Annotated in this window: 13 protein-coding genes; 4 read left to right on the forward strand and 9 right to left on the reverse strand. The window is 71.7% G+C overall.

Annotated elements, in window-relative coordinates; genetic code table 11:
- Nucleotides 1-71: 71 nt before the first annotated feature.
- A complete protein-coding gene (locus ABD743_RS22300) occupies nucleotides 72-1,031 on the reverse strand; it encodes a ring-cleaving dioxygenase (protein ID WP_344724089.1) in 960 nt (319 codons plus the stop codon).
- Nucleotides 1,032-1,150: 119 nt separating this feature from the next.
- Between ABD743_RS22300 and ABD743_RS22305 the strand changes: the two genes are divergently transcribed.
- Both ABD743_RS22305 and ABD743_RS22310 read left to right on the forward strand, forming a co-directional pair.
- The gene (locus ABD743_RS22305; RefSeq protein ID WP_344724090.1) at nucleotides 1,151-1,894 is read left to right on the forward strand and encodes an HpcH/HpaI aldolase family protein; all 744 of its coding nucleotides are present in this window, start codon (nucleotides 1,151-1,153) and stop codon (nucleotides 1,892-1,894) included.
- Nucleotides 1,895-1,918: 24 nt separating this feature from the next.
- Nucleotides 1,919-2,383, forward strand: coding sequence for a group II truncated hemoglobin (locus ABD743_RS22310; protein ID WP_344724091.1), 465 nt, complete (start codon nucleotides 1,919-1,921; stop codon nucleotides 2,381-2,383).
- Here the strand turns inward: ABD743_RS22310 and ABD743_RS22315 are convergent.
- The 8 genes from ABD743_RS22315 to ABD743_RS22350 all read right to left on the reverse strand — a co-directional run bounded on the left by ABD743_RS22315 (nucleotide 2,371) and on the right by ABD743_RS22350 (nucleotide 10,718).
- Entirely contained in the window at nucleotides 2,371-3,819 is a 1,449-nt protein-coding gene (locus tag ABD743_RS22315) for a CoA-binding protein (RefSeq protein WP_344724092.1), read from the reverse strand. The two genes, ABD743_RS22310 and ABD743_RS22315, sit on opposite strands and share 13 nt — an antisense overlap.
- Nucleotides 3,816-4,997 carry an acyl-CoA dehydrogenase family protein gene (locus ABD743_RS22320; RefSeq protein WP_344724093.1) on the reverse strand — a complete coding sequence of 394 codons (1,182 nt, stop codon included), beginning with the start codon at nucleotides 4,995-4,997 and terminating at the stop codon, nucleotides 3,816-3,818. Before ABD743_RS22320 ends, ABD743_RS22315 begins: the two co-directional genes overlap by 4 nt.
- A gap of 40 nt (nucleotides 4,998-5,037) precedes the next feature.
- A complete protein-coding gene (locus ABD743_RS22325) occupies nucleotides 5,038-5,823 on the reverse strand; it encodes an enoyl-CoA hydratase/isomerase family protein (protein ID WP_344724094.1) in 786 nt (261 codons plus the stop codon).
- A gap of 27 nt (nucleotides 5,824-5,850) precedes the next feature.
- A complete protein-coding gene (locus tag ABD743_RS22330) occupies nucleotides 5,851-7,152 on the reverse strand; it encodes an MFS transporter (protein WP_344724095.1) in 1,302 nt (433 codons plus the stop codon).
- 94 nt (nucleotides 7,153-7,246) lie between these two features.
- The gene (locus tag ABD743_RS22335) at nucleotides 7,247-7,918 is read right to left on the reverse strand and encodes a GntR family transcriptional regulator (protein ID WP_344724096.1); all 672 of its coding nucleotides are present in this window, start codon (nucleotides 7,916-7,918) and stop codon (nucleotides 7,247-7,249) included.
- Nucleotides 7,919-7,992: 74 nt separating this feature from the next.
- Entirely contained in the window at nucleotides 7,993-9,246 is a 1,254-nt protein-coding gene (locus ABD743_RS22340) for a flavin-dependent oxidoreductase (RefSeq protein ID WP_344724097.1), read from the reverse strand.
- Nucleotides 9,243-9,755, reverse strand: coding sequence for a hypothetical protein (locus ABD743_RS22345; RefSeq protein ID WP_344724098.1), 513 nt, complete (start codon nucleotides 9,753-9,755; stop codon nucleotides 9,243-9,245). Before ABD743_RS22345 ends, ABD743_RS22340 begins: the two co-directional genes overlap by 4 nt.
- A gap of 207 nt (nucleotides 9,756-9,962) precedes the next feature.
- The gene (locus ABD743_RS22350; RefSeq protein WP_344724099.1) at nucleotides 9,963-10,718 is read right to left on the reverse strand and encodes an IclR family transcriptional regulator; all 756 of its coding nucleotides are present in this window, start codon (nucleotides 10,716-10,718) and stop codon (nucleotides 9,963-9,965) included.
- 101 nt (nucleotides 10,719-10,819) lie between these two features.
- Here ABD743_RS22350 and ABD743_RS22355 point away from each other — a divergent pair, with 101 nt between their 5' ends.
- Entirely contained in the window at nucleotides 10,820-11,929 is a 1,110-nt protein-coding gene (locus ABD743_RS22355; RefSeq protein WP_344724100.1) for a cupin domain-containing protein, read from the forward strand.
- Nucleotides 11,926-12,756 (forward strand): fumarylacetoacetate hydrolase family protein, encoded by an 831-nt coding sequence (locus ABD743_RS22360; protein ID WP_344724101.1) that lies wholly within the window; start codon nucleotides 11,926-11,928, stop codon nucleotides 12,754-12,756. Before ABD743_RS22355 ends, ABD743_RS22360 begins: the two co-directional genes overlap by 4 nt.
- The last annotated feature ends 1 nt before the right edge of the window (nucleotide 12,757 follow it).

Here is a 12,757-nt window from a genome sequence, read left to right on the forward strand (position 1 = left end):
CCCTGCGGTTCAGGAAGGCCATCGCCGGGCGGACCGGGGGTGGCCTTCCTGAACTCGTCGGACGGGTCGGTCTAGGAGGACGAGGCCGGCTCGTCCACCCGCAGCTTCGGGAGCGCGGCCGCGATCTGATCGCGGTCGGGCTCGAGCCACGGTGGCAGCTTCAGCGAACGTCCCAGCTCCAGCAGCGGCTCGTCGACGGTGAAGCCCGGCCGGTCGGTCGCGATCTCCAGCAGCACTCCCCCGGGCTCGTGGAAGTAGATGGACGTGAAGTACTGCCGGTCCAAGATCTCGGTGACCCGCAGCCCGGCGTCGATCAACTCCTCGCGCCATCGGGCCTGCGTGGCCTGGTCGGGCGCGCGCAGGGCGATGTGGTGCACGGTGCCGCCCGCCTGGAGGCCCCGCGGGCCGGAGTCGGCTGCCACGTCGACGACCGCACCGGCGCCCCCGTCGGCCATCGCGAAGCGCGCCCGGTCGCCGTTCTCGCCCTGCAGACGCATCCCGAGCAGCCCCCCGAGCATCTCGGCGGTGGCCTCCGGCAGCCGTTCGGACAGCGTCAGGGAGTACAGGCCGCGCACGGCGTGCTCGGCGGGCACACGAGCGACTCCGTCCCAGCCCGACCGGGTGTCACCGGGCGCCGCGACGATGTCGATGACCAGGCCGTCGGGGTCGCGCAGGGTCAGCACCTCCTCGCCGTCGCGGGTGTGCGGGCCGTCGATCTCGAGGCCGAGGCCGGTGAGGTGGCGCTGCCACCAGCCCATCGACTCCGGCGGCACGCTGAACGCGGTGGCCGTGGTCAGCCCGCTGCCCTGGCGCCCGGGGGGCACGCCCTGCCACGGGAAGAACGTCAGGAGTGTGGACGGCGTGCCCTGCGCGTCGCCGTAGTAGAGGTGGTACGTGCCGGGGGCGTCGAAGTTCACCGTTCGCTTCACCAGCCGCAGCCCCAGTACCTGCGTGTAGAAGTCGACGTTGCGTTGCGGGTCCGACGCGATCGCCGTGACGTGATGCAGACCGTGCGGAGCGATGTCGCTCATCCTCGTTCTCCCGTCATCCCGGTGACCGTGGTTGCATACGCAACGGACGCGCGCGGTTGTCCCCCTCTGTACTCGCTCGTTCATCTCGTGGCCAGGGGCGGCGTGGCAGAGTTCGCGCTGTGAACGCTCCCCCTCTCGACCTGACGGCCGACATCGTCGGCGGCTGGCTGCAGCTGCCCGGTTCCGCATCCGCCGAGCTCATGGGTTCGGTGGGCTTCGGGTTCCTGTGCGTGGACCAGCAACACGGCCTGATCGGCGACGACGCACTCTTCCCGATGCTCCAGGCGCTGGACGCCACCGGCACCCCGGCCGTCGTGCGGGTCACCGGCAACGAGCCCAGTGCGATCGGGCGGGCCCTGGATCGGGGGGCCGCCGCGGTGATCGTGCCGCTGGTCGACACGGCCGAGGAGGCGGCGCGCGCCGTCGAGGCATGCCACTACCCGCCCCGTGGCGGGCGCAGCTACGGCCCCACGCGGGCGGCCTGGTCACCCGGCCGGCCCGACCCGAAGTGCATCGTCATGGTCGAGACGGTCGCGGCGGTCGAGGCACTTCCCGAGATCGCGGCGGTCGACGGGCTCGACGCAGTGTTCGTCGGACCGTCGGACCTGGCCCTCAGCTCGGGCCGGCTGCCGCGCGCCCAGGACGACGCGGACTACGAGCAGATGCTGCGCAAGGTCGTCGCCGGCTGCCGTGACCGCGACCTTCCGGTGGGCATCTACTGCGGCACCCCCGCGCACGTGCACCGCTTCCGCGAGTTGGGGTTCACCTTCTTCGCGCTGCAGTCCGAGGCCGCGATTCTCCGGGCGGCGGCACTGGCGCTCCTGACGGAAGCGCGCGAGGATGGTCGCCCATCAACACCGTAATGAAGTAATTGCAGGAGCCCTTCTGTGACAGACACCGTCCCGACGCTCTACGACTGGTGCGGCGGATCCGCCGCGTTGCACCGCCTCACCGAGGTGTTCTACGACCGCGTGCTCGCCGACCCCGTGCTCGAACCCGTGTTCCGGCACATGGGCCCGAACCACCGCGACCATGTGGCCCGCTGGCTCGGCGAGGTGTTCGGCGGCCCCACCGACTACACCGACGAGCTCGGTGGCTACCCCGCGATGTTGAGCCACCACATCGGCCTCGGCATCACCGAGGAGCAGCGGGTGCGGTGGGCAAGCCTCATCGCGTCGAGCGCGGACGAGGCGGGTCTCCCCGAGGACCCCGAGTTCCGCTCCGCCTTCGTCGCCTACGTGGAGTGGGGCACGCGCATCGCCCGGGAGAACGCGGCACCGGGCGCCACTCCCATGCAGAACGCGCCCACCCCGCGGTGGGGCTGGGGCGAGGCCCCGCCCTACCTCGGCTGATCGCGAGGCGCCAACGCTGCCAGCGCGCCTGCCGCGCGGGCGGTGCTGGTGAAGTAGGCGATCCCGAGCTCCTCGAGGAGGTCGATGCTGGCCTGGGCGGGCCTGGTGTAGCTGTAGATCACGAGCGGCACCGCCCTGGCCAGCGCGACGAGGTGCTCGCGCTCGCGTTCGAGCTGCTTCTGATCGGCCAGCGTCGCCACCAGCACCACCGCGTCGACCTCGCCGCTCTCGGCGAGCAGCCGCACCACCGGGCTGATCCCGCCGAGACCGAGCACCTGCGCCGTGGCGTCCACCGGGTTGGCCGGGCTGCCGTACGGGGGGATCCCCTCGCGCAGGCGCGCCTGCAGCCCGTCGGAGAGCAGCGGCACCTGAAGCCCGGCCGACACGAGGTCGTCGGCGAGCCAGGTGCCGGCGCCTCCGGAGACGGTGACGATCCCGACCCGTGGGCCGGCGAGCCGTGGGGTGCGGGACAGCGCAAGGGCCAGATCGATCATGTGCTCCTGGTCGTGAGCACGCAGGATCCCGGGCCGGTCCAGCACCTGGGCGTAGAGCGCCTCGTCGCCTGCGTCGTGCGCCGTGTGGGCGAGCGCCGCGCGCCGGCCCGCCTCGGTGTTCCCGACCTTCGCGACGACCACCGTCTTCGCCGCCGCGAGGGCCGCGTCCCCGAGCGCCGCGAGCCGCTCCGGCTCCGCCACCCCCTCGACGAAGAGCAGCAGCACCCGTGTCTCCGGGTCGTACAGCAGCGCCTCGGCGAGGTCGGTCAGGTCGACGTCCACCTCGTTGCCCGTGGTGACCACGTGGCTGAACCCGAGACCGCGGCTGAGCCCGTCGTTGAACAGCGCGAACCCCAGCCCGCCGCTCTGCGCCACCACGGCGACGTCACCGCGGCGCAGCTGGACCAGCCCGCGCCGGTAGTCGATCGTGGGGCTGAACCCGAGCGGCACGTCGTCGACGACGTTGATCAGCCCCTCGGCGTTGGGGCCGAGCACGCGCATGTCGGGATGGCGCGCGCAGACGTCGGCGAGCGCCTGCTGCCGCTCGGCGGCGTCGGCCTGCTCGGCGAACCCTGAACTGATCACCACGGCGAACCGGACGCGCGCCCGCCCGCAGGCGTCGAGCACCTCGACCACGCGACTCGCGTTCACCACCACGAGCACGACGTCGACCGGCCCGGGTACCGACTCGATGTCCGGGTAGCAGAGCACGCCGTCGATCTCGTCGTAGCGGGGGTTCACCGGGTACACCGCGCCTGTGTAGCCGTGCTGGGCGAGCACCCGCTGCGGGATCCCGCTGATCACCCCGTCGTTCGCCGAGGCGCCGACGATCGCGACCGACGCCGGCCGCAGCAGCCGCTCGACGTCCAGCGGCCGGGAGGTGAGCGGGCTCGTGGGCCCCGCAGGGCCGCCGGCTGAAGTCCTGTCCGACGCCGTGGTCACGACGCCCTGCCCAGGGCGGCGGCACCCAGCATGTCCCGCGCGACGAGGAAGCGCTGGATCTCGCTCGGTCCCTCGACGACCCGGGCCACCCGCAGCCCGCGGAACCAGTGCTCGAGCGGCATCTCCTTGGTCATCCCCATCCCGCCGAGGATCTGCATCATCGCGTCGACGACCTGGTACCCGGCCTCGGTGGCGTAGACCTTCGCGATCGACGCCTTCGTGCGGGCGTCCCGGCCCTGGTCGGCCTCCCATGCGGCCTCCCAGGTCAGGTGGCGTGCCGCCGCGATCTGCATGCGCGCGTCGGCCAGCGGGAACTGCACGGCCTGCCGGGTGGCGAGCAACGCCCCGAACGTCTCCCGGGTCTTGGCCCACTCCAGCGCGATACGCACCGACTCCTCGGCCACCCCCACCGCCTGCGCCGCATATCGCAGCCGGCCGCGGACCAGCCACTCCTGGGCCAGGCCGAAGCCCTGCCCCTCCTCGCCCACCAGGTTCTCCGCCGGAACCTCGACGTCGTCGAACACGACCTCGGTGGTCCAGTGGTCGCGCAGTACGGGTACCGGGGTGATCGTCATCCCGGGCGTTCCGGAGTCGACGATGAAGGCGCTCATCCCGCGCCGCCCGGCGTCGCGGTCGGTGCGCGCGTAGACGATGCCGTACCGCGCCGTGTCCGCGCCGCTGGTCCACATCTTGTGGCCGTTGATCCGGTAGACGTCGCCGTCGCGCGTGGCGACGCTGCGGATGGCCCGTGCCGGGTCCGATCCACCCGTCGGCTCGCTGATCGCGCTGAACGCCGTCCAGGCGTTCTCGATCGTCGGACGCACGTACTTCTCGATCTGACGCGGGCTGCCCTTGTAGAGGACGTTCGGCGGTTCGGAGCCGAAGACGCCCGCCCCCGGCCGCGGGAAGCTGTAGCGGTGCTTGGCCATCTGTTCGGCCAGTACCACTCCCTCGAACACGCCGAGTCCTCCGCCGCCGTACTCCTCCGGCGCCTCCAGGCACCAGAACCCGGCGTCGCGGGCCTTGGCCTGCAGCGTCCTGAGCCCGTCGACCGGCAGTCCCCGGGCGTCACCAGGCACGCCGGCCTCGACGGGGACGATCTCCTCCCGGACGAAGTCGGCGACCGTGTCCCGGAGCAGCCGCAGGTCGTCGGGCAGGTCGAATCCTGCGAACGTCATGCGTTCCTCCTTTCCGGGCCCTCCCCGGGCCCACTGTTGGTCAGCGCCCGACGAACCGGCCGGGGCGCTTCTCGCGGAAGGCGGCGAGCGCCTCGGCGGAGTCCTCGGTGGAGGTGACGACCGCCATGTGCGAGGAGATGAGGTCGAGCGCGGTGCGCAGGTCGGACCGCGCCGACTGGTAGACCGCACGCTTGATCGTCCGGATCGCCACCGGCGGACCGTCGGCGATCTTGCGGGCCAGAGTGGAGACCGCATCGGCGAGGTCCGCGTCGTCGACGACGTGGTTGGCGATCCCCAGCCTGCCCGCCTCCTCGGCGTCGATGAAGTCACCGGTGAGCAGCAGTTCCAGCGCCTTCGCCGTGCCGACCAGGCGCGGCAGGTAGTAGCAGCCACCGTCGCCGGGGACGAGGCCGACGCGGACGTATCCCTCCGACAGCCGTGCCGAGCGGGCCATGATCCGCATGTCGCACATCAGCGCCATGTCCATCCCGGCGCCGACGGCCACCCCGTTGATCGCCGCGATCACCGGCTTGTCGAGGTCCTCCAGCGCGTAGGGGATCCGGTGGATCCGCTCGGTGAGGCTCTCCTTGCGCTGCAACGGCGTCGGGGGTGCGGCGCCGTCGCGCCGGTCGAGGTCGACTCCCGAACAGAACGCGTCACCGGCGCCGGTGAGCACCACGACCCGCACGTCCGGATCGGTACGCGCCTCGCGGAGCGCCTCCGCCCACACATCGATCATGTCCATCGTGAAGGCGTTCTTGCGATGCGGCCGGTTCAGCAGGATCGTGCCGATGCCGTCGGCGACGGTGTACTCCAGATCCGCCACGGGACACCTCCTCTCAATCTGTACTGATCAGTTGGGGGCCAGTAACCGCGACGGCGTGAGCTGGTCGAGCTCGCGCTGCGGCGGCAGGTTGCGCCCGCAAGCCATGACGACGGCACCGGCCAGCACCAGCGCCGCGGAGATCGCCGGAATCACCGCGGGCGTGCTCGACTCGATCAACGCACCGCCGATGATCGGCATGAACGACAGGGTCAGGAACGAGAAGCCGAGCGAGAACGACGTGCCGGTGCCCCGCAGCTCCGCGGGGAAGGACTCGGCGGTGTAGCGGGTGTAGCAGCCGAAAGTTCCGTTCCCGAAGAACCCGAAGGCGACGAGGCTGACCAGCGCCATCGAGTAGGTCAGGTGCGGCGTCACCAGAAGCGCCAACGCGCCGGCGGCGAGCACCGAGTAACCGGTCATCAGCCATTTCGCCGGAAGGTGATCGGCGAGAAAACCCACGAGGACCTGACTGCCGAGGGCGACCCAGTTGCTCAGGCCGAACAGGAACGCGGCCGCGCCGATCCCGATCCCGTCGACGTGCACGAGGTAGGTGGTGACCACGCCGATGATCAGGCCGATCCCGCCGTTGATGCAGAACCCGAACAGGCTGGTGACGATGGTCTGCCGGCGCAGCTCCGGGGAGAAGAGCTGGCGCCAGCCGGGGCGGTGGTGGAGTTGTCGACGCTCGGTCTCTGCGCGCACGGCCGTGAAGCTGCGGGACTCGCGCAGGAACCGCGCGGAGACCAGCACGATGAGCACCGGGGCGAAGGCGATCAGGAACAGCGGCCGCCAGCCCGACGACGGCAGCAGCACCGCGGCGAGCGTGCCCGCGATGGCGGCGCCGAGCGGGTAGCCGGCCTGCACGAAGCCCATGATCAGCCCGCGGCGGCGGGCGGGCGCCTCCTCGGCCACCACGGTGTTCACCACCGGCTCGGTGAGGCCGTACGACGTCGCCGCGACGATCCGCACCAGCACGAACTGCCAGGCCGCGCCGACCACCGCCGTCAGCCCACCGAAGATCCCGGTGCCCAGCAGCGACACCTGGAAGCCCCAGCGTCTGCCCAGTCGGTCGATGAGACGCCCGCCGATCACGGGCGCCGCGAACGTCACGAAGGCGAAGATTCCGACCAGATATTCCATTGTGGACAGGGACACGCCGAGCGCATCGGACAACGACGGCACCGCGACACCGAGCATGGTCTGGTCCATCGAGACCAGGGCCCAGGCCAGGAAGCTGACGATGACCACGAAGGCGACATAGCCGGAGCGCCGGGACGGTGGAGCGGACGCGGCCGTCGGTACGTCCCCGGCGGGGGTCTGTGAAGCGGTCATCGTGCGTTCCTCCTCATCGAGCGCAGTGATGACGTTCCAGTGATGACGTGCGGGTACGGCGCCGGCGTGGGTGTGCCGGGCGTCGACGTGCGCGCTAACCGAGCACGGGGCCCGGCCGGGTGAGCACGTGGACCACGTCGCGCTCGCTGGCGGAGCGATGGCCGTCCATCACCGCGACCAGCCGTTCGACGTCCCGGTCGCCGAGCGCGGCGAGTAGTGCGTCGTGCTCCGCGACGATCAGGGCGCGGGCCGAGCGCTCCGAGCTGTAGACGGCGCGGTAGGGGACGGTGCGGTCCCAGAGCCGGGAGACCTCGGCCACGACGTGACCCAGCCCGGCGGCGAGTCCGAAGATCCGGAAGTGGAACTCGCGGTTGAGCGCGCGGAGCTCTCGTGACGGCTGGTCGACCATCTCGGCCATCCGGGCGTTGAGCCCCGCGAGCAGCTCCAGCTCGGACTCCGGCACCGCCTCGATGCGACGCAGCAGCTCGGACTCGAGCAACCTGCGCATCAGGTAGAACTGCCCGAGCTCGTCGGCCGAGAGCCGCGTGACCTCGAACCCGCCGGTCGGGGACGCCGTGACCAGCCCGTCGGCCTGCAGGTTCTTCAACGCCTCCCGCAGCGGAACCCGGCTCATGCCCAGCTGCTCCGCAAGCGCGAGCTGACGGATGGGCTGGCCGGGCAGCAGCCCTCCGTCGTGGATCAGCTCACGGACCGCGAGGACGGCGCGCTCAGCGAGACTCGCCGTGGAGCTCGTGGTGGTCGGCATCGGGTCCCTCGCTCTTGCGCGACGCTGGGGCCCCTTCTGAATACAGTGTTGAATACAGTCAGGTCAACGGCTGCTCAGGAACGCGCTCCGGAGGTGCCGAGCGCGTAACCCGCCACGTTCTTGTAGCCGTCGGAGATCGCAGCGAGCTCCTTGTGGCTGATCACGTCCTCGATGCGGGCGAAGGGCCGGTCACCGCTGCGCCTGCTCACCTCCCGCAGGATCGCGTCCGGCGGGTTGGCGCGGTTGGTGCGCACCACCGCGGCCGTCGCGGGCCTGCGCTTGTTCTCGTAGGCCTGCAGAGCGCTGTGCACATCCGGCTCCTCGACGAGGGCGATCCGCAACGCCCTCGCGTCGAGCACAGCCTGCCCGGCCCCGTTCGAGCCGCGCGGCACCATCGGGTGTGCGGCGTCGCCGAGCAGCGTCAGGCGCCCGGCCGTCCACCAGTCCAGCGGCTCCTGGTCGACCATCGGGTACTCCAGGACGGTGTCCGTCGCCTCGAGGAACGCCGGCACGTCCAGCCAGTCGAAGTGCCAGTCGGCGTACGCGGAGGCGAAGTCCGCGAGCTCACCCTGACGGATCCAGTCGCGGTCGGTGCGCTGTGGGGTCTCCCGCTCGGCCACCCAGTTGACCAGCTGGCGGCCCTGCGCGTCGACGTTGTTGCGGATCGGGTAGATCACGAGCTTGCCCTTGTCGAGCCAGCCGATGCGCACCATGCTGCCGCCGGACAGGAACGGCTCCCACACGGTCACCCCGCGCCACATCGTGACGCCCGAGTAGCGGGGCTCGCCTTCCTTCGGGTGCAGCTGCTTGCGGATCACCGAGTTGACCCCGTCGCACGCGATCACCGCATCGCCCCGGACCCGCACGACCGCACCGTCCGCGGTACGGAACTCGGCCGTGACGTGGCCCTCCTCGTCGCGAACGCCGGTGCAGGTGTGTCCTGTCACGACGACGTCGGGCCCGAGCCGCTCGCGTACCGCGGCGAGGAGCACGGCCTGCAGGTCGCCGCGGTGGATGGAGTACTGCGGGTCGGGATAGCCGGCGTCACGGCCCGCGGGCTCGCGGTAGGCGAGCTGGCCGAACCGGGTGAAGAACACCGATTCCCTGGTCAGCACCGCGGCCGCCGACAGGTCGGCCTCGAGACCGAGCTGCCCGAGGACGGCCCCTGCGTGCGGGAGGACGTTGATCCCCACCCCGAGCGCCTGGATCTCGGACACCGACTCGTAGACGCGGCACGGAATCCCGGCGTCGTGCAGTTCCAGGGCCAGGACGAGCCCGGCGACTCCGGCACCGACGATGACGATCTCGGGGCGGTTGGTTGCGGTCATGGTGGTGCTTGATCTCCTGTCGTTCGGGTTGACCAGACGGACGGGCCGAGCTCGCGCAGCAGGCGGCGCGTGGTGACCCATCGGTCGAGCACGGATGCGGGGTCGGTGAGCCGGAACCGGATGCCCGACTCGAGCACGGCATACGGCGCCGTGTCGGCGCTCGCCTCCACCACGCGCCCGTCGACGACGGTCAGCGCGGTTCCGGGGAGGGCGAGTTCGCCGTGCGAGGCCAGGGCCAGGAGCACGGTGTAGGAGACGCCGTCGACCACCGCGGTGAGTGCGCAGCGCCCGGTCCGCGCCATGTTCCGGGTGGTGGTGCTCGACGGCCAGGTGGCGAGCCGAACGTGCTCCTCGTCGAGCACGACGATCTCACCGACGCTGATCAGCGCCTGGTGCGGGAACGCCTGTTCGGTGACGGTCAGCAGGGCCATCGTGAAGCCCTCGTTGTCGTCCTGGTCCAGCACCGCGCGCAGGGCGGGCGGGACCTTTCGGTCCAGCAGTGTGCTCATGGCGCCAGTGTCCACACGAGCGTTCGTCCGTCCGCGCCGTTGCTCATGCAGGTCTCCCGCTCGCTCCGATGCCCACGCCAGGGGCGAGCGGAAGGTTACGAGCTTGTTCCTCTGATAGGAAGAATATGACGACGATGTTCCGTACTGCGGAACTTGTGCCGTCGGCACAGCGAGCGCGGTCAGGTCGGGATCGCTCTCCCGCAGGGGCTACCCAGCGGAGATCGCCTCCGTGACAGCCGCCGCGGCGGCGAGCAGGGGCGCGCTGAGCTCGTCGAGGGCACGCCCGTGCACCCGCGAACTGGGAGCGCCGATGACGACCGCCGCGACCGCGCGGCCACGCCGGTCGCGCACACACGCGCCCACCGCGCTGACGCCGCGTTCGGTCTCCTCGACGTTGCGCGCGTAGCCGCGCCGCCGGATCCCGGCGAGTTCACGGCGCAGCGCGGCGAGAGCCGGGCCCGCGGCGTCCGGAGTGAGCGGTAGGCCGCGCGGATAGCGTTCGCCCAGCTCGTCGGCGGTGAGCTCGGCGAGCAACGCCTTGCCGCCGGAGGTCAGGTGCGCGGGCATCAGGAGCCCGACCCGGGGAGCGACCCGCCGGGCCGGGCTGCCCTCGACCACCGCGACGAACCGGGCGCTGGTGCCCTCCAGCACCACCAGGTGCACCGTCTCCCCCACCTGCGCGACGAGTGCTTCCAGGTGCGGGCGGGCGCAGGCCACCAGGTCCACGGGTTCGACCGGCGGCACGGCCACGACGTCGAGGGCCGGTCCGGGGAAGTACTCGTGCCGGACGTCCCGGCGTGCGAAGTCGTGCCGGACGAGGGTCGTGAGCAATCGGTGCGCCGTGGACGGGGCGACGTCCAACACCAGTGCCGCCTCGTGCACCCGGAGCCGGCCGCGGGCATGCAGGAGTGCGAGCAGGTCCAACACGCGGTCGGCGGAGGTCGAGCCGGTCGGTGTCGGCATCCCCGAGATTCTGCATGACCGAATGTCGTGCGCGGGACGAGACGGGTCCGGCGGAAGTTCCTAGCTTCGGGAGAGACAGATCTTCGGAAAGGAGTGCTTCGATGACCAGCACCGACACGCGGCCGGTCGCCGAGCCCACCGCGGAGGAAGCGGCGGCGCTCGAACAGCTCTACGCCGACTTCGCCGCAGCCCACATGGCGCCGCTGTGGACCCAGCGGGCCGGGCTCATGCCCGAGACCCCGGAGCCCGCTGCCGTCCCGATGCTCTGGCGCTGGTCCACCCTGTACCCGCTGGCCGCGCGGAGCGGCGAGCTGGTGCCGGTGGGCCGCGGCGGCGAGCGCCGGGCCATCGCGCTGGCCAACCCCGGTCTGCCCGGCACCGCCTACGCCACCCCGACCCTGTGGGCGGCCATCCAGTACCTCGGCCCGCGCGAGGAGGCGCCCGCGCACCGGCACACGCAGACCGCGTTCCGGTTCGTCGTCGAGGGCGAGGGCGTCTGGACGAACGTGGCGGGTGACCCGGTCGCGATGCGCCGCGGCGACCTGCTGCTCACCCCGGGCATGCACTTCCACGAGCATCACAACACCACCGATCACCCGATGGCCTGGGTCGACGGACTGGACATCCCGCTGGTCCGCCAGCTCGACGCCGGGTTCTTCGAGTTCGGCCCCGACCAGCTCGCCACCCGGGAGACGCCGGTGGCATCGCGCAACGAGCGGCTGTGGGCGCACCCCGGGCTGCGGCCGATCGGCGCGCCGCGCACCCCTGCGTCGCCGCTCATGGCCTACCGCTGGGAGCACACCGACGCCGCGCTCACGGCCCAGCTCGAGCTGGAGCGGGAGGGGCACCCCGGCGTGATCTCCCCCGGGCACGCCGCCATCCGGTTCAGCAACCCGGCCACCGGCGGCGACGCGCTCTCGACGATCCGCTGCGAGATGCACCGGCTCGCCCCGGCCGCCCGGTCGGCCACCTCGCGCGTGGCCGGTTCGGCTGTGTGGCAGGTGTTCTCCGGCTCCGGCGTCGTCACGGTCGGCGCAGAGCGGTACGAGGTCGCGACGGGCGACCTGTTCGCCGTGCCGTCCTGGGCCCCGGTGACGATCACGGCCGACGAGGGCCTCGACGCCTTCCGGTTCAGCGACGACCCGGTCTTCGAGGCTCTCGGCCTCGCCCGCAGCACCGTCGAGAAGGAACAGGCAGGGAAACACGCATGAGACTCGCCACCGTCCGCACCGCCGAGGGCACCCGCGCCGTCCGCGTCGAGGACGACGACGCCGTCGACCTCGGCCACCCGGACCTGGGCGCTCTCCTGCGCAGGCCGGACTGGCGTGCCGAGGCGGCCGCGGCCGACGGCATCCGCCACGACCTGGCCACCCTGGACTACGCGCCCGTGGTGCCGTTCCCGGAGAAGATCGTGTGCGTCGGGCTGAACTACCGCGCGCACATCCTGGAGATGGGCCGCGAGCTCCCGGACGTCCCCACGCTGTTCGCCAAGTACGGGCGGTCGCTGATCGGCGCCTACGACCCGATCACGCTGCCGGCCGGGTCGGAGCAGGTGGACTGGGAGGCCGAGCTCGGCGTCGTGGTCGGGGCCGAGGTGCGCCACGCCACCCGGGAGCAGGCCGCGGCGGCCATCGCCGGCTACACCGTGGTCAACGACATCACCGCACGGGACTTCCAGTACCGCACTCTGCAGTGGCTGCAGGGCAAGACCTTCGAGGCGAGCACGCCGGTCGGGCCCTGGCTGGTCACCACCGAGAACGGGGCGGTGCCCGGCGAGCTCACGTGCAGCGTGGACGGCGAGCTGATGCAGAAGGCCCACACGAGCGACCTCGTGTTCGACCCCGCGGCGCTGGTCGAGTACGTGTCCTCGATCATCACGCTGGCACCCGGCGACCTGATCGCCACCGGCACCCCCGGCGGCGTCGGCCACGCGCGCAAGCCCCAGCGTTACCTCGGAGCAGGCTCGCAGGTCGTCACACGCGTCGAGGGCATCGGCGAGTGCCGCAACACCTGCCGCGTCGAGGGCACGCCGGGCTGAG

The organism is Pseudonocardia yunnanensis (genome assembly GCF_039534065.1).
GTDB classification, from domain to species: Bacteria; Actinomycetota; Actinomycetes; order Mycobacteriales; family Pseudonocardiaceae; genus Pseudonocardia; species Pseudonocardia yunnanensis.